20 protein-coding genes and 1 pseudogene are annotated in these 21,821 nt (G+C 69.5%); 18 read left to right on the top strand and 3 right to left on the bottom strand.

All coding sequences use genetic code 11. The annotated features are described in order from the left end of the window. Positions 1 to 32 precede the first annotated feature (32 nt). Both ACWD6R_RS10465 and ACWD6R_RS10470 read left to right on the top strand, forming a co-directional pair. Positions 33 to 329, top strand: a complete 297-nt coding sequence (locus tag ACWD6R_RS10465) for a DUF4193 domain-containing protein (protein WP_003965732.1) — start codon at positions 33 to 35, stop codon at positions 327 to 329. 12 nt (positions 330 to 341) lie between these two features. After that, positions 342 to 1,322 (top strand): hypothetical protein, encoded by a 981-nt coding sequence (locus tag ACWD6R_RS10470; protein ID WP_451818325.1) that lies wholly within the window; start codon positions 342 to 344, stop codon positions 1,320 to 1,322. Between the two features lie 240 nt (positions 1,323 to 1,562). Here the strand turns inward: ACWD6R_RS10470 and ACWD6R_RS10475 are convergent, their stop codons facing one another. Further along, the gene (locus ACWD6R_RS10475) at positions 1,563 to 2,021 is read right to left on the bottom strand and encodes a DUF3093 domain-containing protein (RefSeq protein WP_451818326.1); all 459 of its coding nucleotides are present in this window, start codon (positions 2,019 to 2,021) and stop codon (positions 1,563 to 1,565) included. A 58-nt stretch (positions 2,022 to 2,079) separates the two neighbouring features. Between ACWD6R_RS10475 and ACWD6R_RS10480 the strand changes: the two genes are divergently transcribed. The 12 genes from ACWD6R_RS10480 (at position 2,080) to ACWD6R_RS10535 (ending at position 15,069) form a co-directional block, all read left to right on the top strand. Continuing rightward, complete coding sequence (locus ACWD6R_RS10480) at positions 2,080 to 2,664, top strand: PaaI family thioesterase (RefSeq protein ID WP_366133744.1); 585 nt, start codon at positions 2,080 to 2,082, stop codon at positions 2,662 to 2,664. Continuing rightward, positions 2,664 to 3,197 carry a dUTP diphosphatase gene (dut, locus tag ACWD6R_RS10485; protein ID WP_358860385.1) on the top strand — a complete coding sequence of 178 codons (534 nt, stop codon included), beginning with the start codon at positions 2,664 to 2,666 and terminating at the stop codon, positions 3,195 to 3,197. The genes ACWD6R_RS10480 and dut overlap by 1 nt, the downstream gene beginning before the upstream one ends. A gap of 1 nt (position 3,198) precedes the next feature. Continuing rightward, positions 3,199 to 3,972, top strand: coding sequence for a DUF3710 domain-containing protein (locus tag ACWD6R_RS10490; RefSeq protein WP_406422453.1), 774 nt, complete (start codon positions 3,199 to 3,201; stop codon positions 3,970 to 3,972). A gap of 369 nt (positions 3,973 to 4,341) precedes the next feature. Then, positions 4,342 to 4,431 (top strand): K(+)-transporting ATPase subunit F, encoded by a 90-nt coding sequence (gene kdpF, locus ACWD6R_RS10495; protein WP_037701211.1) that lies wholly within the window; start codon positions 4,342 to 4,344, stop codon positions 4,429 to 4,431. A 7-nt stretch (positions 4,432 to 4,438) separates the two neighbouring features. Further along, the gene (gene kdpA / locus ACWD6R_RS10500) at positions 4,439 to 6,103 is read left to right on the top strand and encodes a potassium-transporting ATPase subunit KdpA (RefSeq protein ID WP_451818327.1); all 1,665 of its coding nucleotides are present in this window, start codon (positions 4,439 to 4,441) and stop codon (positions 6,101 to 6,103) included. A 44-nt stretch (positions 6,104 to 6,147) separates the two neighbouring features. Next, positions 6,148 to 8,244 (top strand): potassium-transporting ATPase subunit KdpB, encoded by a 2,097-nt coding sequence (kdpB, locus tag ACWD6R_RS10505; RefSeq protein WP_451818351.1) that lies wholly within the window; start codon positions 6,148 to 6,150, stop codon positions 8,242 to 8,244. Positions 8,245 to 8,276: 32 nt separating this feature from the next. Next, the gene (locus ACWD6R_RS10510) at positions 8,277 to 8,945 is read left to right on the top strand and encodes a potassium-transporting ATPase subunit C (RefSeq protein ID WP_451818352.1); all 669 of its coding nucleotides are present in this window, start codon (positions 8,277 to 8,279) and stop codon (positions 8,943 to 8,945) included. 363 nt (positions 8,946 to 9,308) lie between these two features. Then, positions 9,309 to 10,058 carry an ABC transporter ATP-binding protein gene (locus tag ACWD6R_RS10515; RefSeq protein WP_451818328.1) on the top strand — a complete coding sequence of 250 codons (750 nt, stop codon included), beginning with the start codon at positions 9,309 to 9,311 and terminating at the stop codon, positions 10,056 to 10,058. Between the two features lie 207 nt (positions 10,059 to 10,265). Beyond that, a complete protein-coding gene (locus ACWD6R_RS10520; protein ID WP_451818329.1) occupies positions 10,266 to 12,809 on the top strand; it encodes a DUF4118 domain-containing protein in 2,544 nt (847 codons plus the stop codon). Between the two features lie 53 nt (positions 12,810 to 12,862). Then, positions 12,863 to 13,555 carry a response regulator gene (locus ACWD6R_RS10525; protein ID WP_451818330.1) on the top strand — a complete coding sequence of 231 codons (693 nt, stop codon included), beginning with the start codon at positions 12,863 to 12,865 and terminating at the stop codon, positions 13,553 to 13,555. Between the two features lie 341 nt (positions 13,556 to 13,896). Beyond that, the gene (locus tag ACWD6R_RS10530; protein WP_451818331.1) at positions 13,897 to 14,304 is read left to right on the top strand and encodes an OB-fold nucleic acid binding domain-containing protein; all 408 of its coding nucleotides are present in this window, start codon (positions 13,897 to 13,899) and stop codon (positions 14,302 to 14,304) included. Between the two features lie 3 nt (positions 14,305 to 14,307). After that, positions 14,308 to 15,069, top strand: a complete 762-nt coding sequence (locus ACWD6R_RS10535; RefSeq protein ID WP_451818332.1) for a DUF3159 domain-containing protein — start codon at positions 14,308 to 14,310, stop codon at positions 15,067 to 15,069. An 85-nt stretch (positions 15,070 to 15,154) separates the two neighbouring features. Here the strand turns inward: ACWD6R_RS10535 and ACWD6R_RS10540 are convergent, their stop codons facing one another. Next, positions 15,155 to 15,832 carry a potassium channel family protein gene (locus ACWD6R_RS10540; RefSeq protein ID WP_451818333.1) on the bottom strand — a complete coding sequence of 226 codons (678 nt, stop codon included), beginning with the start codon at positions 15,830 to 15,832 and terminating at the stop codon, positions 15,155 to 15,157. After that, the gene (locus ACWD6R_RS10545; RefSeq protein WP_358860377.1) at positions 15,832 to 16,500 is read right to left on the bottom strand and encodes a potassium channel family protein; all 669 of its coding nucleotides are present in this window, start codon (positions 16,498 to 16,500) and stop codon (positions 15,832 to 15,834) included. Before ACWD6R_RS10545 ends, ACWD6R_RS10540 begins: the two co-directional genes overlap by 1 nt. 313 nt (positions 16,501 to 16,813) lie before the next feature. On the opposite strand from ACWD6R_RS10545, the gene ACWD6R_RS10550 reads away from it, so the two are divergent. From ACWD6R_RS10550 to ACWD6R_RS10565, 4 genes and pseudogenes are all read left to right on the top strand, one after another. Then, positions 16,814 to 17,506, top strand: a complete 693-nt coding sequence (locus ACWD6R_RS10550) for a GntR family transcriptional regulator (RefSeq protein ID WP_451818334.1) — start codon at positions 16,814 to 16,816, stop codon at positions 17,504 to 17,506. Between the two features lie 3 nt (positions 17,507 to 17,509). Then, positions 17,510 to 17,689 (top strand): annotated as a pseudogene (locus ACWD6R_RS10555) (1-aminocyclopropane-1-carboxylate deaminase); the annotation flags it as partial. A gap of 120 nt (positions 17,690 to 17,809) precedes the next feature. Then, positions 17,810 to 19,855, top strand: a complete 2,046-nt coding sequence (locus ACWD6R_RS10560; protein WP_451818335.1) for an APC family permease — start codon at positions 17,810 to 17,812, stop codon at positions 19,853 to 19,855. 101 nt (positions 19,856 to 19,956) lie between these two features. Then, the gene (locus tag ACWD6R_RS10565; protein WP_451818336.1) at positions 19,957 to 21,315 is read left to right on the top strand and encodes a class I SAM-dependent RNA methyltransferase; all 1,359 of its coding nucleotides are present in this window, start codon (positions 19,957 to 19,959) and stop codon (positions 21,313 to 21,315) included. Positions 21,316 to 21,821: the final 506 nt, after the last annotated feature.

The following is a 21,821-nucleotide window of genomic DNA, read 5'->3' on the forward strand; positions in this document are numbered from 1 at the left end:
CACCGCAGACACCCAGAGGGGGAGAGCGACACATGGCAACGGATTACGACACCCCACGCAAGACCGATGACGACGTCGACCAGGACAGCCTTGAGGAACTCAAGGCCCGTCGGAGCGACAAGACGGCGTCCGCCGTCGACGTCGACGAGTTCGACGCGGCAGAAGGACTGGAGCTCCCCGGAGCAGACCTGTCCAATGAGGAACTCGCCGTCAGGGTCCTGCCCAAGCAGGCCGACGAGTTCACGTGCATGAGCTGCTTCCTCGTGCACCACCGCAGCCAGCTGGCCCGCGAGAAGAACGGCCAGCCGATCTGCCGCGACTGCGACTAGGTCCGGTCGGACGTGGCAGGCGACACACCGTTCCGGAAGCGGCGCTTGCGACGCAAGAAGCCGTCGGAGGCGGATCAGGGCGGTACAGGCCCGGCAGAAGGCGTAGCAGCCCTTGCCGAGCGGTCCGCCCTGCCACCCTCCGCGGGCGTATCTGACGACGAGCGAGGCCGTTCGGCCTCGCTCGAAGCAGTGGAAGCCGCCATTGCTGCGGAGACAGGACGAGCAGTACCAGCAGCCGGCACGGCCGATGGGGCCGAGCAGACCGGCAGGACGGAGCCCGTGACCGGGGCAGGCCGTCTGCAATCAGTCAAACGGGGCGTACGCAAGGGCGGGGAGAGCGCCAGGACAGCGATCGGTCATATCGCCGACCGGATCATCGAGACCGCTCCCCGCGTCCCTGTACGCGACCTCGCCACCCTGCGCAGGCAGTTCCCGGGCCTCGGCCCCGAGGAGCTCGTCGACAAGCTCGTCGCAGGCGCGAGCAAGGGCACTGCCACCGTCGGCGCCGGTATCGGCGCGGCGGCCATGCTGCCCGTACCGCCCGCCATGCTCGCCGAGCTGGCCGCGGAGATCACCGGCGTGGCCGCGATCGAGATGAAGCTCGTGGCCGAACTGCACGAGGTCTACGGCCTGCGCCCGCCGGGCGGCCTCACCCGGCGCAGCACCGCGTACCTCACGTCGTGGACGGAGGAGCGCGGCATCGATGTCACCCATCCGGCGACGATCGATGCGGCGCTCGGCGGCCGGATGAAGCGGGAGCTGCGCCAGCAGATCGTGAAGCGGATGATGCGCGATCTGCCGAACCTGATCCCGTTCATGGCCGGCGCCGCCATCGGCGCGATGATGAACCGGCGCGACACGAAGAAGCTTGCCGAACGGGTCAGGAAAGACCTGCGCAAGGCCCAGATCCCCTGGGACCGGCTCGCGGAGCTGCCGCCCCTGGAGCGGCCGCGGAATCGGCACAAGGACCTCCCGAAGGAGATCGAGGGCTGAGAGCCTGTCGGGTGACCTCTGATCGGGCGGCCACGCCCTGGCACGCACGCTTCCCGCGTTGCCGAAATGCCCTAGTAGCTCCTTCCCCAAGCTCTCAGCTTCGTTCGAGCAGGGGAGACCCCATCCGAGGGCCTTCCGGCGCCTTGGAATCGCACGCACCAGACCGCGTCCGCTATCCGATCGAAGGTCACCCGACAGGCCCTGGGGGCCGCCCCGGGGGCCCCCAGAGGCGCGAAACGGCTATGCGGCCCGTACCGCCGTGAGCGCCGCCACCAGGGCCTGCGGCTCGCGAGTCGACAGATAGATGTACGGAGTCGGGTCCTCCGGGTCGGTGACCTCCACCCGCACCGCCGTCTGGATGTAGCTGCGCTGCAGCATGAAGGCACGGGTGTCCGCCTTGTACGTGCGCCACGCGCGCGCCTCCTCGCCCTCCAGTGCCTCCGCCTCGCCGAGTGCCGTCACCGGGATCCGGGCGTCACCCGCGACTAGGGCGCCCGCCACCACCCGGATCCGGGCGGAGCCGTACGAGCTGACCGCGAGCGAGGCCAGCGCGGTGCCGCCGACCAGGCCGGCCAGCAGCGGCAGGGTGCCCAGCGGCAGCAGCATCAGGGCGCAGGCGACCCCCATCAGGAAGGCAAGGAGCCACCACGAACGGGGTGCGGTCAGGCGTTCGTCGAAAGGCAGGGTGGAAGGCTGCATGAACCCAAGCTTGGCACGGCGCGACCTGCGGCTACCCGCGCGGGTAAGGTCTGCGCCTGTGAGTGGAACATCTGCGGCTCTTCAGCCACCGGCCGACGCGGTGAAACCGGTCCGGCATCCCGACGCCCCGGTCCCCGGCGAGCTCCTCGGCGCGCACTACGAACACTGTTTCGGCTGCGGTGAAGGGCAGCCGCACGGGCTGCACCTCCAGGCGCGGGCCGGCGAGGGTGTCAGCGTCACCGCCGATTTCACGGTGAAGGCCGCCCACCAGGGCGCCCCGGGCCTGGCGCACGGCGGCATCCTGGCCACGGCGCTGGACGAGACGCTGGGCTCGCTGAACTGGCTGCTGCGGGTGATCGCGGTGACCGGGCGGCTGGAGACCGACTTTGTGCGCCCCGTGCCGGTCGACACCGTGCTGCACCTGGACGCCGAGGTCACCGCCGTGCACGGCCGGAAGATCTACTCCCGGGCGACCGGCCGGATCGGCGGCCCGGACGGGCCCGTCGCGGTCCGCGCCGAGGCCCTCTTCATCGAGGTCAAGGTCGACCACTTCATCGAGAACGGCCGCCCCGCCGAGATCCAGGCGGCGATGGCCGACCCGGACCAGGTCAGGCGCGCCCGTGCCTTCGAGGTGAACCCCTGATGCGCCGTCCCGTCGACGTACTGCTCCGCCGGGTCGATCCGGAAGTGCCGATTCCGGCGTACGGGCACCCGGGCGACGCCGGGGTCGATCTGGTGACCACCGAGGCCGCCGAACTCGCCCCGGGCGAACGCGCGATGCTGCCCACCGGTGTGTCGATCGCGCTGCCCGACGGGTACGCCGCGTTCGTGCATCCGCGGTCCGGCCTCGCGGCCCGCTGCGGAGTCGCCCTTGTCAATGCCCCGGGGACGGTTGATGCCGGGTACCGTGGAGAGATCAAGGTCATCGTCATCAATCTCGACCCGCGCGAGACCGTGCGGTTCGAGAGGTTCGACCGGATTGCCCAACTGGTCGTCCAGCAGGTCGAGAAGGTGCGCTTCCACGAGGTGTCGGAACTGCCCGGCTCGGCGCGGGGCGAGGGCGGCTTCGGTTCCACCGGAGGGCATGCCACGGGTGATGTTGACGGCGTCAGGGGCGGGATCACCCAGGGCGGGAACAGCTACGCTTCGGTCGTACCCGACCGGGAAGGACAGTGACGTGTTCGGACGTCGCAAGAAGAGTGGTTCCGCCGAGGACGTGGCGGACGAAGCGCGCGAGGCCGAGCAGGTCGTCGACGAGCTCGACGACACCGACGCCGCCGAGAGCGGAGCGCGCCGGGCGAACCTCCCGCCGGCGCCGCGGCCGGACGGGCCGTGGGACATCGACGAGGTCTCCCAGCCCGGCGAGGGCCGGGTCGACCTGGGCGGCATCTTCGTGCCCGGGGTCGACGGAATGGAGCTGCGCGTCGAGGTCGCCGGTGACGCGATCGTCGCCGCCACCGTCGTGCTGCGTGACAGCGCGATCCAGCTGCAGGCCTTCGCCGCCCCCAAGAAGGAGGGCATCTGGGGCGAGGTCCGCGAGGAGATCGCCGCCGGCATCACCCAGCAGGGCGGGATCATCGACGAGGTCGAGGGCCCGCTGGGCTGGGAGCTGCGGGCACAGGTCCCCGTGCAGCTTCCGGACGGGACGAACGGCGTGCAGCTGGTGCGCTTCGTCGGCGTCGACGGGCCGCGCTGGTTCCTGCGCGGAGTGATCTCCGGCCAGGGCGCCGTGCAGCCGCAGGCTGCCGGGCTGCTGGAGACGATCTTCCGGGACACCGTGGTCGTCCGTGGCGAGGGCCCGATGGCCCCGCGCGACCCGATCGTCCTCAAGCTCCCCGACGACGCCCAGATGGTGCCCGAGGGTGTGCAGCAGGAGGACCAGGAGAGCTCGAAGTTCTCCGGTGGCATGGGCCAGCTCCAGCGCGGGCCCGAGATCACCGAGGTGCGCTGAACCGCCTCCCGGGGCGTGTGACAGCTTCGGCCGGTGGGCCGTACCTCCCTTCGAGGGAGGTGCGGCCCACCGGCTTTTGCATGCCTGCAGAGCGCGTGTGCGGAGCGTGCGACGGAGCACGCTCACCGGCGTGTGTATGGGGCGCGTATGGGGCGCGTATGGGGCGCGTATGGGCGCCGTCAAGGGCGCGCCATTCCCCGTAAGGAAGCCATCAACGCAGGCCGCGGGGGCTTCGGACGGGGGTTTGCTCAGGAGGTCCGAGAATCCGAACCTCATCTAGGAGCACACGGTGGCCGATCTGGCCTTCGTCGTCACCACGATCGCGGTCTTCGCGCTGGTGGCTCTTGTCGCCAGGGGGGTGGCGAAGCTGTGACTGCCGAGAACATCGTCGGTCTGATAGTGGCCGTCGCCCTGCTGGGCTATCTCGTCCTCGCCCTTCTGTACCCGGAGAGGTTCTGAGCCCGATATGAGCCCCGTCCTCGCTGGTGTGCTCCAGCTGCTCGCGCTCGTCGTGGCGCTGGGTCTGGCGTACCGTCCGCTCGGCGACCACATGGCCGGCGTCTACTCCTCGAAGAAGCACCTCCGGGTCGAGAAGTGGATCTACAAGGCCATCGGCGCCAACCCCGACACGGAGATGCGCTGGCCCGCCTATCTCCGTGGCGTCCTCGCGTTCTCCGCGGTGAGCGTCCTCTTCCTCTACCTGCTGCAGCGGCTCCAGGGCAGCCTGCCCGGCTCGCTCGGCTTCTCCTCGATCGACCCCGATCAGGCGTTCAACACGGCGGCCTCCTTCGTTGCGAACACCAACTGGCAGTCGTACTACGGCGAGCAGGCCATGGGCCATGTCGTCCAGACCGGCGGCCTCGCGGTGCAGAACTTCGTCTCGGCCTCCGTCGGCATCGCCGTCGCGGTGGCGCTCGTACGGGGCTTCGCCCGCTCCCGCACCGGTGAGCTCGGCAACTTCTGGTCCGACCTGGTGCGCGGCACGATACGGATCCTGCTGCCGATCGCCGTGATCGCCGCGCTCGTGCTCGTGGCGTGCGGCGCCATCCAGAACTTCTCCGGCATCCACGGGGTCGGCCAGTTCATGGGCGGCTCGCAGCAGTGGAACGGCGGTGCGGTCGCCTCGCAGGAGGCCATCAAGGAGCTGGGCACCAACGGCGGCGGTTACTTCAACGCCAATGCGGCGCACCCCTTCGAGAACCCCAACGGGCTCTCCAACCTCCTTGAGATCTTCCTGATCCTGGTCGTCCCGTTCTCGCTGACCCGCACCTTCGGGCGGATGGTCGGCTCGCTGAAGCAGGGCTACGCGATCCTCGCGGCGATGGGCATCATCTGGCTCGGCTTCACCGCGCTGATGATGTGGACCGAGTTTGCCCACCACGGACCCGCGTTCGACATCGCGGGCGGGGCGATGGAGGGCAAGGAGACCCGCTTCGGGGTCGGCGGATCGTCGATCTTCGCCGTGGCCACCACGCTCACCTCGACCGGAGCGGTGAACTCCTTCCACTCCTCGTTCACCGGCTTCGGCGGCGGCATCACCCTGCTGGGCATGCAGCTCGGCGAGATCGCCCCCGGTGGTACCGGCTCCGGCCTCTACGGCATGCTGATCATGGCGATCATCGCGGTGTTCATCGCGGGTCTGATGGTCGGCCGCACGCCCGAGTACCTCGGCAAGAAGATCGGCACCCGCGAGATCAAGCTCGCGGCCTGCTACATCCTTATCACCCCGTCACTGGTGCTCTGCTTCACCGCGGCGGCGATGGCCCTGCCCACCCCGGTCCACTCGATGACCAACTCCGGTGCGCACGGCTTCTCCGAGATCCTGTACGCCTACACCTCCGGCGCCAACAACAACGGTTCGGCATTCGCCGGGCTGGGCGCGGACACCCAGTGGTTCAACACCACGATCGGGCTCGCGATGCTGCTGGGCCGGTTCCTGCCCATGGTCTTCGTCCTGGCCCTGGCCGGCTCGCTCGCCGAGCAGCGGCCCGTACCGGCGACCGCCGGCACGCTCGGCACCCACAAGCCGCTCTTCAGCGGACTGCTGGTAGGCACGATCATGATCGTCGCCGGTCTGACCTACTTCCCGGCCCTGGCACTGGGGCCGCTGGCCGAGGGGCTGGCGTCATGACCACCACACGTACGCAGCACGACGAATCGATGCATGAGGACGCGATGTCCACTGTCACCAAGGACCTGGCACCGCACCAGGACGCACCCACCGGTCACCGGACCGAGGGACGCGTCGGAGCGGGGCTGTTCGACCCCAAGCAGCTGCTCAAGTCCTTCCCCGACGCGGTCCGCAAGCTCGATCCGCGGGTGATGGTCAAGTCTCCGGTGATGTTCGTGGTCCTGGCCGGTTCGGTGCTCACCACCGTCCTCGCCGCCCTGGACCCGACCGACTGGTTCGGCTGGGCGATCGCCGCGTGGCTCTGGCTCACCACGATCTTCGCCAACCTGGCGGAGGCGGTCGCCGAGGGCCGCGGCAAGGCGCAGGCCGACACGCTGCGCAAGGCCAAGACCGACACGGTCGCGCGCCGGCTCGTCGGGAAGAACGAGGAGCGCGTACCCGGCACCGATCTGCGCATCGGTGACCTGGTGGTCTGCGAGGCCGGTGACATCGTCCCCGGCGACGGTGACGTCGTCGAGGGCGTCGCCAGCGTCGACGAGTCCGCCATCACGGGGGAGTCGGCACCGGTCATCCGGGAGTCGGGCGGCGACCGCTCGGCCGTCACCGGCGGTACAAAGGTGCTCTCCGACCGCATCGTCATCAAGATCACCACCAAGCCCGGTGAGACCTTCATCGACCGGATGATCAACCTGGTCGAGGGCGCCGCCCGGCAGAAGACGCCCAACGAGATCGCGCTGAACATCCTGCTCGCGTCCCTCACCATCGTCTTCCTGCTGGCCGTCGTCACCCTGCAGCCGTTCGCCATCTACGCCGGACAGCGGCAGTCGATGATCGTGCTGACCGCCCTGCTGGTCTGCCTCATCCCGACCACCATCGGCGCGCTGCTCTCCGCGATCGGCATCGCCGGCATGGACCGCCTCGTCCAGCGCAATGTCCTCGCCATGTCCGGACGCGCCGTCGAGGCCGCCGGCGACGTGTCGACCCTGCTGCTCGACAAGACCGGCACCATCACCCTCGGCAACCGGCAGGCCGCCGAGTTCGTCCCGGTCAAGGGCGTGACGGAGGCCGAACTGGCGGACGCCGCCCAGCTCTCCTCGCTGGCCGACGAGACGCCCGAGGGCCGCTCCGTCGTCGTCCTGGCGAAGGAGACGTACGGGCTGCGCGAGCGCCACCAGGGTCAGCTCGTCGGGGCCGAGTGGGTCGGCTTCACCGCACAGACCCGGATGTCCGGTGTGGACGTCGAAGGGCGCAGGATCCGCAAGGGTGCGACCGGCTCGGTCGTCGCCTGGGTCGAGGAGCGGGGCGGCACCGTCTCGCCGGACGCCCGCACGCTCACCGACCGGATCTCCCAGGCGGGCGGCACACCGCTGCTGGTCGCCGTCGACGACGAGCCGGGTTCCCGGATCCTCGGGGTCATCCACCTCAAGGACGTCGTCAAGGAAGGGATGCGGGAGCGGTTCGACGAGCTCCGCCGGATGGGCATCCGTACGGTGATGATCACCGGCGACAACCCGCTGACCGCGAAGGCGATCGCCGAGGAGGCAGGGGTCGACGACTTCCTCGCCGAGGCCACGCCCGAGGACAAGATGGCCCTCATCAAGCGTGAGCAGGCCGGCGGCAAGCTCGTCGCGATGACCGGCGACGGCACGAACGACGCGCCGGCGCTCGCCCAGGCCGATGTCGGCGTGGCCATGAACACCGGTACCTCGGCCGCCAAGGAGGCCGGGAACATGGTGGACCTGGACTCCAACCCGACGAAACTCATCGAGATCGTCGAGATCGGCAAGCAGTTGCTGATCACCCGCGGTGCGCTGACCACCTTCTCGATCGCCAACGACGTCGCGAAGTACTTCGCGATCATCCCGGCGATGTTCGCCGCGGTCTACCCGGGCCTGGACAAGCTGAACATCATGCAGCTGTCCTCGCCGGAGTCCGCGATCCTGTCCGCCGTCGTCTTCAACGCGCTGATCATCATCGCGCTGGTGCCGCTCGCCCTGAAGGGCGTGCGCTACCGGCCGAGCAGCGCCGACTCGATGCTCCGGCGGAACCTCGGGATCTACGGGCTCGGCGGCCTGATCGCCCCGTTCATCGGCATCAAGATCATCGACCTGATCCTCTCCCTCATTCCCGGGCTGCGTTAACCAGAAAGCGTGCTGATCGCGCCATGACCTCCATGAACAACTCCGCGGGAAACACCGTTCGGCTACTCTGGGCCGGGCTGCGCGCCCTGCTCGTCCTCACAATCGTCTGCGGCGTGATCTACCCGCTCGCCGTCACCGGCGTCGCCCAGGGCCTCTTCCCGGGCAGGGCGAACGGCTCCGAGATCACGGCGAACGGCAAGGTCGTCGGCTCCGAACTGATCGGCCAGCGCTACGACCTGCCGCTGAAGAAGGGCCAGGAGACCGCGGCCCCGGACCTCAAGTGGTTCCAGCCGCGCCCGTCCAACGGCCTCGGCACCAACAGCGTCAACACCCAGTACAAGCTGATCCTGTCCGGCGCGACCAACCGGTCCGGCGACAACAAGGATCTGATCGACTGGGTCACGGACGCCAAGGCCGCCGTCGTCAAGGACAACTCCGTACCCGGGCACCCGGTCAAGCCCTGGGACGTGCCGGCCGACGCCGTCACCTCCTCCGGGTCCGGTCTCGACCCGGACATCTCCCCGGCGTACGCACAGCTCCAGGTGCGCCGCGTCGCCGAGCGGAACCACCTCGGCGTCGACCAGGTCGAGAAGCTCGTGAAGCAGCACACCGACGGCCGGATCCTCGGCTTCGTGGGCGAGCCGCGGGTCAACGTCCTTCAGCTCAACATCGCGCTCAAGGAGCTGGTGAACGGGGGCTGATCCCTTCGTCGGCGGATGTGCCGGGTCGCCGTGGTCGTGCTGTAAGGACCACTGCGGCCCGGCGCCGTACCTGCCCCGGGGCCTAAGAGCCTGTCGGGTGACCTTCGATCGGAAAGCGGACGCGGTCTGGTGCGTGCGATTCCAAGGCGCCGGAAGGCCTTAGTGGCTCCTTCCCCAAGCTCTCAGCTTCGTTCGAGCAGGGGAGACCCCATCCGAGGACCTTCCGGCGCCTTGTGATCGCACGCACCAGACGCCGCGAGCTGATCGGACTCCCATTTTGTGAGCTCCTCTAAGCCATTGCCCAGCCGTGTGCCTCAGCACATACTGGCGGCCGACGAGGACCGGCCACGCATGGGGGAACGCATGACCGACAGCACCGGCGGAATGAGCACCGGCGGGCAGGGTGGCACGGCCGTCGCCGAGGACCCGGCCCGCGGGCCGATGGTCCGCGTCGAGGACCTGCACCGCTCGTACGGAACCGGCGCGGGAGCCGTCCACGCGCTGCGCGGGGTCTCCTTCGACGTGCCGCGTGGCGAGCTCGTCGCACTCAAGGGGCGCTCGGGCTCCGGCAAGACAACCCTGCTGAACCTGGTCGGCGGCCTCGACAGCCCCGACCGCGGCCGGATCACCGTCGACGGCACGGACCTCTCCGAGCTCGGCGAGAACGGGCTGCTGGAGCTGCGCCGGGACCGGATCGGCTTCATCTTCCAGTCGTTCGGTCTGATCCCGATCCTGACCGCCGCGGAGAACGTCGGCGTACCGATGCGGCTGCGCAAGGCGGATCCGCGTGAGCGGGAGGACCGGGTGGCCCTGCTGCTCTCCCTGGTCGGGCTCGGCGACCACGGTGCGCAGCGGCCCGGCGAACTCTCGGGCGGCCAGCAGCAGCGCGTCGCCATCGCCCGCGCGCTCGCCAACCGGCCCGCACTGCTGATCGCGGACGAACCGACGGGCCAGCTCGACGCGGAGACGGGACTCACCGTGATGGAGCTGTTGCGCACGGTGGTACGGAGCGAGGGGGTGACCGCGCTGGTGGCGACGCACGATGCGCAGCTGCTGGGACTGGCGGACCGGGTGCTGGAGCTGAGCGACGGGCACATCGCCGAGTACGCGTAGGGGCGGGGGAGACGGGTGCCCGGGTTCGCCCCGGGCACCTTTTGTTGCTCATTTTCGGAATATGTGCAATCTGCCCGGTTCGGTGCATCAGAATTCTGTCAATTCGGTCTTCTGTCCGACTCTCTGTCCCATTTGCCGTAAATTCTCGGGGTAACTTCGAGTTCGGCTGCCGCATCGGCCGCAGCCGTTCTGAAAGACAATGGGGCCATGGCACGCGGCAAGCTTCGGATCTACCTGGGTGCGGCACCGGGCGTAGGCAAGACGTACGCGATGCTCTCCGAGGCCCATCGCAGGGTGGAGAGGGGCACCGACTGCGTCGTGGCGTTCGTGGAACACCACGACCGGCCGCGCACCGAGGTCATGCTGCACGGCCTGGAACAGATCCGGCGCCGCGAGATCGAGTACCGGTCCGCCGACTTCACCGAGATGGACGTCGACGCGGTCCTGGAACGTGCCCCGGCCGTCGCCCTGGTGGACGAGCTGGCCCACACCAATGTGCCGGGCTCCCGCAACGCCAAGCGCTGGCAGGATGTCGAGGAACTCCTCCAGGCCGGTATCGACGTCATCTCCACCGTCAACATCCAGCACCTGGAGTCGCTCGGCGACGTCGTCGAGTCGATAACGGGGGTACGGCAGCGCGAGACCGTCCCCGACGAGGTCGTCCGGCGCGCCGACCAGCTCGAACTGGTCGACATGTCGCCCCAGGCGCTGCGCCGCCGGATGGCCCACGGCAACATCTACAAGCCGGACCGGATCGACGCGTCCCTGTCCAACTACTTCCGCCCGGGCAACCTCACCGCCCTGCGCGAGCTCGCCCTCCTCTGGGTCGCCGACCGGGTCGACGAGTACCTCCAGGCATACCGCGGCGAACACAACATCCGCTCCACCTGGCAGGCCCGCGAACGCATCGTCGTCGGACTCACCGGCGGCCCCGAGGGCCGTACGCTCATCCGCCGCGCAGCCCGTATGGCCGCCAAGGGCTCCGGCAGCGAGATCCTCGCCGTCTACATCGCCCGCAGTGACGGACTGACCTCCGCGTCGCCCAAGGAACTCACCGTCCAGCGCACCCTCGTCGAGGACCTCGGCGGTACGTTCCACCACGTCATCGGCGACGACATACCCTCGGCGCTCCTCGAATTCGCCCGTGGCGTCAACGCCACCCAGATCGTGCTCGGCTCCAGCCGCCGCAAGGCCTGGCAGTACATCTACGGACCCGGCGTCGGAGCCACCGTCGCCCGCGAGTCCGGCCCCGACCTCGATGTCCACATCGTCACGCACGAAGAGGTCGCCAAGGGCCGCGGACTGCCGATCGCCCGCGGCGCCCGGCTGGGCCGGGCCCGGATCGTCTGGGGCTGGCTGGTCGGGGTCGGCGGCCCGGCCCTCCTCACGGTGCTGCTCACCGGCCTGCACGACGGCCCGGGGCTCGCCAACGACGTCCTGCTCTTCCTCTTCATGACCGTCGCCGCAGCCCTGATCGGCGGGCTGCTGCCCGCCCTCGCCTCGGCGGCCGTCGGCTCCCTGCTGCTGAACTACTGGTTCACCCCACCGACTCACACCCTGACGGTTCAGGATCCGAGGAACTTCGTCGCCATCGTGATCTTCTTCGCGGTCGCGGTGGCGGTGGCCTCCGTCGTCGATCTGGCGGCCCGCCGTACCCATCAGGCGGCCCGGCTGCGCGCCGAGTCCGAGATCCTCTCGTTCCTCGCGGGCAGCGTCCTGCGCGGCGAGACGACGCTGGACGCCCTGCTGGAGCGGGTCCGCGAGACCTTCGCGATGGAGTCCGTGGCGCTGCTGGAGCGGCAGAGCGACGTCGACCCGTGGACCTGTGCAGGCAGCGTCGGCCCCGGGCCGGTCGCCCGCCCCGAGGACGCCGATGTGGACATGCCCGTCGGCGACCACATGGCGCTCGCGCTGTCCGGCCGGGTGCTGCCCGCCGAGGACCGTCGCGTGCTCGGCGCGTTCGCCGCACAGGCCGCCGTCGTACTCGACCGGCAGCGCCTGGTCGGGGAGGCGGAGGAGGCCCGCCGGCTCGCCGAGGGCAACCGGATACGGACCGCGCTGCTGGCCGCCGTCAGCCATGACCTGCGGACCCCGCTGGCCGCCATCAAAGCCGCCGTCAGCTCACTGCGCTCCGACGACGTCGCCTGGTCCGACGAGGACCAGGCGGAGCTCCTGGAAGGCATCGAGGCCGGCGCCGACCGCCTCGACCACCTGGTCGGCAACCTCCTCGACATGTCCCGGCTGCAGACCGGCACCGTCACCCCGCTGATCCGCGAGATCGACCTCGACGAGGTGGTCCCGATGGCACTCGGAGGCGTACCGGAGGACAGCGTCGACCTGGACATCCCGGAGTCGCTGCCGATGGTCGCCGTCGACCCGGGGCTGCTGGAGCGGGCCGTCGCCAACATCGTCGAGAACGCCGTCAAGTACAGCCCCGACGGGGAACGCGTCACGGTGGCCGCCAGCGCGCTGGGCCCCCGGGTCGAGCTACGGGTGGCCGACCGCGGGCCCGGCGTCCCCGACGAGGGCAAGGAGCGGATCTTCGAGCCGTTCCAGCGTTACGGCGACGCCCCGCGCGGCGCCGGGGTCGGCCTCGGACTCGCCGTCGCCCGCGGCTTCGTGGAGTCCATGGGTGGCACCCTCGGAGCCGAGGACACCCCCGGCGGTGGCATGACCATGGTCCTGACGCTCAAAGCGGTGTCGGGGTACGTTCCGGTCGGCCCCGACCTGTCGGCGCAGGTCGCCTCATGAATCTTCGTAACGCCTCAGTCAGCAGTTCCGTACAGCAGAAAGGCAGGTCCGCGATGACCCGGGTGCTTGTGGTCGACGACGAGCCGCAGATCGTACGCGCCCTCGTGATCAACCTGAAGGCGCGCAAGTACGAGGTGGACGCCGCGCCCGACGGCGCGACCGCCCTGCAGCTCGCCGCCGCGCGCCACCCCGATGTCGTCGTCCTCGACCTCGGGCTGCCGGACATGGACGGCGTCGAGGTGATCAAGGGGCTGCGCGGCTGGACCCGGGTGCCGATCCTGGTGCTCTCCGCCCGCCACACCTCCGACGAGAAGGTCGAGGCGCTGGACGCCGGGGCCGACGACTACGTCACCAAGCCGTTCGGCATGGACGAGCTGCTGGCCCGGCTGCGTGCCTCGGTACGGCGGGCCGAGCCGGTCGGCCAGGACGGCGCCGACGACGTCGTGATGGTCGAGACCGAGGGGTTCACCGTGGATCTGGCGGCGAAGAAGGTCCACCGCGAGGGACGCGACGTGCGGCTCACCCCGACCGAGTGGCATCTGCTGGAGGTCCTGGTCCGCAACAGCGGCCGGCTGGTCAGCCAGAAGCGGCTGCTGCAGGAGGTGTGGGGGCCCTCCTACGGTACCGAGACCAACTATCTGCGGGTCTACATGGCACAGCTCCGGCGCAAGCTCGAGGCGGATCCCTCGCACCCCCGGCACTTCGTCACCGAGCCGGGCATGGGCTACCGCTTCGAACGCGGCTGACGCCCGAGCGCACCGGATCGACGGCGGCCGGCGCGCCGCGCGTACCGGACGGGCGTCAAGACCGAGCCTTACGACCTCACCCACGATTGGCAGCGGCGTCGCAGCGCCTGGGACCTCCGCCTCCCGCGTTGTCGTCAGTCGCGATGTTCCCCAAGCTCTCGGCTCCGCTCGAGCAGGGGAGGCCCCATTCGCCATCGCTCCCTCCTCCGCCTTGGATTCGAAGGCCCCAGACACCGCTCCTTCTCCCACTGCCAATCGTGGGTGAGGTCGTTACCGGGGACCCCGTTCGAGTGAGAGAACGGACATCCGCCCGGACCGCCTTGGCCCGGTACCCTTCGGGTATGAGCGCTGTTCCACGTCCCGAGAAGGCGGAGAGGCCGTCAGGCCGCTTTCGCCGGATGCTCGACCGGCTGTCCAGCTCCCAGCAGGACCTGGAGTCGGAGGAGCTGCAGGAGGACTCGCAGGCATCGGGTTGCACGCGGATCTCCGACTGCACCGACCGCCAGATCGTCAAGGTGACTGGTACGTTGCGGACCGTCACCCTGCGGCCGCGCGCCGGAGTGCCCGCCCTGGAGGCGGAGCTCTTCGACGGCACCGCACCGCTCGACGTGGTCTGGCTGGGCCGGCGCTCCATCGTGGGCATCGAGCCCGGCCGCAAGCTCATCGCCTCGGGCCGGATCGCCATGAGTCACGGGCGCCGGGTGCTGTTCAACCCCACATACGAACTCCGACCGCTCGGCAAGGAGTAGCCGGTGACGTCTCTCGACAAGCCGACGTCCGACACGGACCGCACCAACCCGACCGCCCAGCAGGAGGCCGACGCCAAGGCGGTCACCGAAGCCGCCCTCTTCGAGGCATTCGGCGGCATCCGAGGGATGGTGGAGACAGTCCTTCCCGGGCTGCTCTTCGTCACGGTCTTCACCATCCACAAGGACCTGCACACCTCGGCCATCGCGGCGCTGGCCGTGTCCCTGGTCCTCGTCGCCGTACGGCTGATCCGCAGGGACACCGTCAAGCACGCCTTCAGCGGGGTCTTCGGCGTCGCCTTCGGTGTGGTCTTCGCGATGATGACGGGCAATGCCAAGGACTTCTACCTGCCCGGGATGCTCTACACGCTGGGTCTGGCCCTCGCGTACCTCGTCACGACCCTCGCAGGGGTGCCGCTGATCGGCCTGATACTGGGCCCGGTCTTCAAGGAGAACCTCTCCTGGCGTACCAGGAACCCCGGCCGCAAGAAGGCGTACGCCAAGGCCAGCTGGGCCTGGGGGCTGATCCTGCTCGCCAAGTGCGCGATCCTCTTCCCGCTCTACTGGTGGGCCGACACCGCGCAGCTCGGCTGGGTCCTGGTCGCCCTGAAGATCCCGCCGTTCCTGCTCGCGGTGTATCTGACCTGGGTCTTCCTCGCGAAGGCGCCGCCGCCGATCGACGTCTTCGCCGAGATGGAGGCGGAGGAGGAGGCCGAGAAGGCCCGCAAGGCGGAAGCCGCCGCGGCCGTCCGTCACCACGAGGTCTGACCGGTCCGCGACAGCCGAAGGGGCCCGGAACCGTTACGCACGGTTCCGGGCCCCTTCGGCGTACAGGAATACGGGACGGCAGCCGTCAGTCGCCGCTGATCTCGCGGCGCACCGAGAGGAGGTCCTCCAGCTGCTCCTCGCGCGCCTGGGCGGCCACGAACAGCAGCTCGTCACCAGCCTCCAGCGTCTCCTCGGAGCTCGGCGTCAGCACCCGCGTACCGCGGATGATGGTGACCAGCGAGGTGTCCTCCGGCCACGCCACATCGCCGACCTGGGTACCGGCCAGGGCCGACTCCGGGGGCAGCGTCAGCTCGACCAGGTTGGCGTCGCCGTGGCTGAAGCGCAGCAGCCGGACCAGATCGCCGACGCTCACCGCTTCCTCGACCAGCGCGGACATCAGACGCGGCGTGGAGACCGCGACATCGACGCCCCACGACTCGTTGAACAACCACTCGTTCTTCGGGTTGTTGACCCGGGCGACGACCCGCGGCACGCCGTACTCCGTCTTGGCGAGCAGCGAGACGACCAGGTTCACCTTGTCGTCGCCGGTCGCGGCGATCACGACATTGCACCGTTGGAGCGCCGCCTCGTCCAGCGAGGTGATCTCGCAGGCGTCCGCGAGCAGCCACTCGGCCATCGGCACCCGCTCCACCGAGATGGCGGTCGGCGCCTTGTCCACGAGCAGCACCTCGTGGCCGTTCTCCAGCAGCTCGCCCGCGATGGAACGGCCCACCGCACCGGCCCCGGCAATCGCGACACGCATCAGTGACCGCCCTCCTCAGGACCCTCGGCGAAGGCCGCCTCGACCTTCGCGACCTCGTCCGTTCGCATCATCACGTGGACCAGGTCGCCCTCCTGCAGCACCGTCTGCGACGAAGGCAGTATGGCTTCACCCAGTCGGGTGAGGAACGCCACGCGGACGCCCGTCTCCTCCTGCAGCGTGCTGATCTTGTGCCCGATCCACGACGGCGTGGTGTGCACCTCGGCGAGCTGGACACCACCGCTCGGGTCCCGCCACAGCGGCTCGGCGCCCGACGGCAGCAGCCGCCGCAGCATCTGGTCCGCGGTCCAGCGCACGGTGGCGACCGTGGGGATGCCGAGGCGCTGGTAGACCTCGGCGCGCCGCGGGTCGTAGATCCGCGCCGCGACGTTCTCGATGCCGAACATCTCGCGGGCAACCCGGGCGGCGATGATGTTCGAGTTGTCGCCGCTGCTCACCGCGGCGAACGCACCGGCTTCCTCGATCCCCGCCTCACGGAGGGTGTCCTGGTCGAAACCGACGCCGGTGACCCGCCGTCCGCCGAATCCGGACCCGAGGCGTCGGAACGCCGTGGGGTCCCGGTCGATCACGGCGACCGTGTGCCCCTGCTGCTCCAGGGTCTGCGCGAGAGCGGCTCCTACTCGCCCGCAGCCCATGATGACGATGTGCACTTGCGCCTACCTCGCAGTCCTGGTCGTCCGGCTGACCTGCGAAAACACCCTGCTCACACTCTTTCCTCAGCTTGCCGGGCAAACAACGGGGCAACGTTTTCCGGCGTTGCCCGGGATGAGCTTATGCGGCCACGGACGCGTCGCCCCATTCGAGTGTGCTTTCACTGCGGCGGTGCCTGCAAAGGGGTGGCAAAGCGGAATGCCGGGCCAGATGCCCGCCGCCGGCCGCCGGCCGTTGTGCACAGCACAGGACATCGGGCCCCGGGGCTGAACTCTTGAGTCTCGCAGTCGCAGACATCTAACATGTCAGTTCATGGAGACTCTCCGGCCCGTCCAACGGACTCTGCTGCGGGACACCGCGTACGGGGCCATCCGCGACGCCATCGTCCGTGGCGAGATCCCACCCGGCGCGTCCGTGCGCGACGCCGACCTCGCCGAACGGCTCGGACTCTCCCGCGCCCCGGTCCGCGACGCCCTGTCCCGGCTCACCGGCGAAGGCCTCGTCGAGAGCAAGCCGCAGAGCTATACACGGGTGACGCGGCTCGTCCCGCGCGACGTACGCGACGCTGCCGCCGTCGTACGCGCCATGCAGGAACTTGCCGCCCGCACCGCCGTACCCCTGCTCACCGACGCGGACATCACCGCGATGCGCGCGGCGAACGACCGCTTCCGGGCAGCGACCCGGGGCGGTGACGTCGCGGGCACGCTGCGCGCCGACGACGAGCTGCACGACGTCCTCGTCACCGCCTGCGGCAATCGCGCCGTCGCCGCCACCGTCGAGCGTTACACGCCGCTGATCCGGCGCCTGGAATGGCGGCAGTTCGGCACGGAGAGCGCTGCGCACGGCTCGGCCGGACTGCACGACCGGCTGATCGAGGCGTGCGCGGCGCGCGATGCCGAAGCCGCCGCCCGGATCACCGCGGAGATCTGGCGCGTCCTCGAAGAACTGGCTGACGAACCCGCTGACGACGAACCCGCCGACGAGACATCGGCCGACGCGCCCTGACCGGCTGACCGGCTGGCCGCCCGCACCGAGGGCATGATCACCGACCCCGTCTACGAGGGAAAGTCGATGGCCGCCACCGTCGACCTCGTGGCACGCGGCGAGATCGACCGGAACGCCACCGTCCTCTACGCCCATCTCTGTGGCCAACCGGCACTGAACGGTTACAGTGCGCTGTTCTCGTAGGCGGCGAGTGCAAGGATTCCGTTAAGGATTCCGTGGCGTTCTCGGCTATGTGCAGGAGATTGCAGGGCCACGGGGGTGGTGCGTGGGCGGCCTCCATACGGAACGCTTACGATCCTCTGCGTGTCCAAACTGACCGACGTGCCCAAACGGATCCTGATCGGCCGGGCGCTGCGCAGCGACAAGCTGGGGGAAACACTCCTCCCCAAGCGCATCGCCCTCCCCGTCTTCGCATCCGACCCGCTGTCCTCGGTGGCGTACGCACCAGGAGAAGTTCTCCTGGTGCTGTCCATCGCGGGCGTGTCGGCGTACCACTTCAGCCCGTGGATCGCGGCCGCTGTCGTGGTCCTGATGTTCACGGTCGTCGCCTCGTACCGGCAGAACGTGCGCGCTTACCCGAGCGGTGGCGGCGACTACGAGGTCGCCACCACCAACCTCGGCCCCAAGGCCGGTCTGACCGTCGCCAGCGCCCTGCTGGTCGACTACGTCCTGACCGTCGCCGTGTCGATCGCCTCCGGTGTGGAGAACCTCGGCTCCGCGGTCCCGTTCGTCGTCGAGCACAAGACGCTCTGCGCGATCGGGGCCATCGTGCTGCTGACGCTGATGAACCTGCGGGGCGTCAAGGAGTCCGGCAAGCTCTTCGCCATCCCCACCTACCTCTTCGTGGCGGGCGTCTTCATCATGATCGCCTGGGGTGCGTTCCGCGGTCTTGTCCTCGGCGACACCATGCACGCCCCGACCTCGGACTACGAGATCAGACCCGAGCGCGAGGGCCTGGCCGGCTTCGCCCTCGTCTTCCTGCTGCTGCGAGCGTTCTCCTCCGGCTGTGCCGCGTTGACCGGCGTCGAGGCGATCAGCAACGGTGTCCCCGCCTTCCGCAAGCCGAAGAGCAAGAACGCCGCGACCACCCTCGCGATGATGGGGCTGCTGGCCGTCACCATGTTCTGCGGCATCATCGGCCTGGCCATGGCCACCGGTGTGAAGATGTCGGAGAACCCGGCGGAGGACCTGATCCACAACGGCGTCGCCGTCGGTTCGAGCTTCGTCCAGGACCCGGTGATCTCGCAGGTCGCGGCCGCCGTCTTCGGCGACGGTTCGTTCCTCTTCATCATCCTCGCCGCGGCCACCGCCCTCGTGCTCTTCCTGGCCGCCAACACCGCGTACAACGGCTTCCCGCTGCTCGGCTCGATCCTCGCCCAGGACCGGTACCTGCCGCGCCAGCTCCACACCCGCGGCGACCGGCTCGCCTTCTCCAACGGCATCGTGCTGCTGGCCGGTGCGGCCATCCTGCTCACCTGGATCTACGGAGCCGACTCCACCCGGCTGATCCAGCTCTACATCGTCGGTGTGTTCGTCTCCTTCACCCTCAGCCAGACCGGCATGGTGCGGCACTGGAACCGCCATCTGAGAGCCGAGAAGGACCCGGCCAAGCGCCGCCACATGATCCGCTCCCGGGCGATCAACACCTTCGGCGCCTTCTTCACGGGCCTGGTGCTCGTCGTCGTCCTCGCCACGAAGTTCACCCACGGCGCCTGGGTGGCGCTGCTCGGCATGGTGATCTTCTACGGGACGATGACCGCGATCCGCAGGCACTACGACCGCGTCGCCGAGGAGATCTCCGCCGACGAGGCCCCGTCCGACGACAGCATGAAGCCCTCCCGGGTCCACTCCATCGTCCTGGTCTCCAAGCTGCACCGGCCCACGCTGCGCGCGCTCGCGTACGCCAAGCTGATCCGCTCCGACCATCTGGAGGCGCTCTCCATCAGCGTCGACCCGGCCGAGACGAAGGCGCTCAAGGAGGATTGGGAGCGGCGCGGCATCAACATCCCGCTGAAGATCCTCGACTCCCCGTACCGCGAGGTGACCCGCCCGGTCATCGACTACGTGAAGAGCCTCCGCCGGGAGAGCCCGCGCGATGTGGTCAGCGTCTACATCCCGGAGTACGTGGTCGGCCACTGGTACGAACATCTGCTGCACAACCAGAGCGCCCTGCGCCTCAAGGGGCGGCTGCTGTTCACTCCCGGTGTCATGGTGACGTCCGTCCCGTACCAGCTGGAGTCCTCTGAGGCCGCGAAGAAGCGCGCCAGGAAGCGCGCGGACTGGAACGCTCCGGGTTCGGTGCGCCGGGGCCCCGTGGAACGAAGGACCAAGGAGAGCAGCAAGAGCTGACTCTCCGTGCCCGCCGTTTGGTAAGCGGCCGGACGCCACCCGCGTAGACTCGTGGGTTGTTGTCCGGCCGTTTTTCCTTTGATCTCTGGAGCCACCCCCTCATGCAGAACGAATCCACCTCGTCGCCGGCCGAGGACTCGCAGACCGGGGACTCACTGATCGGCGAGGAGTACGAGGTCGAGGTGGGCCCCGTCGCCCACGGCGGCCACTGCATCGCCCGTACCTCGGAGGGCCAGGTCCTCTTCGTGCGGCACACCCTCCCCGGCGAGAAGGTCATCGCACGGGTCACCGACGGCGCGAAGGACTCCCGCTTCCTGCGGGCCGACGCCGTCACGATCATCGAACCGTCCAAGGACCGCGTCGAGGCCCCCTGCCCGTACGCCGGACCCGGCAAGTGCGGCGGCTGCGACTGGCAGCACGCCAAGCCGGGCGCCCAGCGGCGGCTCAAGGGCGAGGTCATCGCCGAACAGCTCCAGCGCCTCGCGGGCCTCACCCCCGAAGAGGCGGGCTGGGACGGCACCGTCATGCCGGCCGAGGGCGACAAGCTCCCCAAGGGCGAGGTGCCCGCGTGGCGCACCCGCGTCCAGTACGCCATCGACGAGAACGGCCGGGCCGGCCTGCGCAAGCACCGCTCGCACGACGTCGAACCGATCGAGCACTGCATGATCGCGGCGCCCGGAGTCTCCGAACTCGGCGTCGAGCAGCGCGACTGGACCGGCATGGCCTCGGTGGAAGCCATCACCGCCACCGGCTCCAACGACCGCCAGGTCATCCTCACCCCGAAGCCCGGCGCCCGGCTGCCGCTCGTCGAGCTCGACAAGCCGGTCTCGGTCCTGCGCGTCGACGAACGCGACGGCGGCATCCACCGGGTCCACGGCCGCGGCTTCGTCCGCGAACGCGCCGACGACCGCACGTACCGCGTCGGCTCCGGCGGCTTCTGGCAGGTCCACCCGCAGGCCGCCAACACCCTCGTCCGAGCCGTCATGCAGGGCCTGCTGCCCCGCAAGGGCGACACCGCCCTCGACCTGTACTGCGGCGTCGGCCTGTTCGCCGGCGCCCTCGGTCAGCGCATCGGCGAGAAGGGCGCGGTGCTCGGCATCGAGTCCGGCAAGCGCGCTGTGGAGGACGCCCGCCACAACCTCCAGGACCTCGACCGGGTCCGCATCGAGCACGGCAAGGTCGACCAGGTCCTGCCCCGCACCGGCATCACCGAGTGCGACCTGATCGTCCTCGACCCGCCGCGCGCGGGCGCGGGCAAGCAGACGGTGAAGCAGCTGACCGGCCTCGGCGCCCGCCGCATCGCCTACGTCGCCTGCGACCCGGCGGCACTCGCCCGCGACCTGGCGTACTTCCGGGAGGGCGGCTACAAGGTGCGGACGCTGCGGGCGTTCGATCTGTTCCCGATGACGCACCATGTGGAGTGCGTGGCTATTTTGGAGCCTGCTGACAAAGGGGTCTGACCTGCGAGTTTGTGGCGTAGGACGGTCGTTCGACCTGTTTCCCTCCGTGCCGCGGGTCGAGCGGACGGATCGACCCTTGTAGGCCACCTGACCTGCGAATTCATGAGGGAAGGGCTTGTAGTGGCGACGCCTTCAGGGGCTCGTTCGGAGATTCTTGACGCTCGGATGACGCTCGAAGCGGAAGTCTCAACCGCCCGGACCTCTCCGGCTGGGGCAGTGCGGACCAGACCATCGGCACGGAGGTAAAGGACTTCGATACGGGCGTCCCGCTGCACCTCCCCAGCGGCGGCACGAGGAGCGCCGCCGTCACGGCACAATGGCGGGTGATGACCAGTACCACCGCTCCGGCCCCCGGGCCGGACAGGTTCAGTCCTTTCGTCCACCTCACCGTGCGGTGCTGAACGATCTGCTGGCCGATCTCGGATGAGGAGACCGACCGCCCGCCACGTCCGGGCGCGGCCGCGACGACGACCGTTGTCCGCGGACGCCGTGCCGTCGCCGCCTCC

Source organism: Streptomyces sp. NPDC005151 (assembly GCF_053599875.1).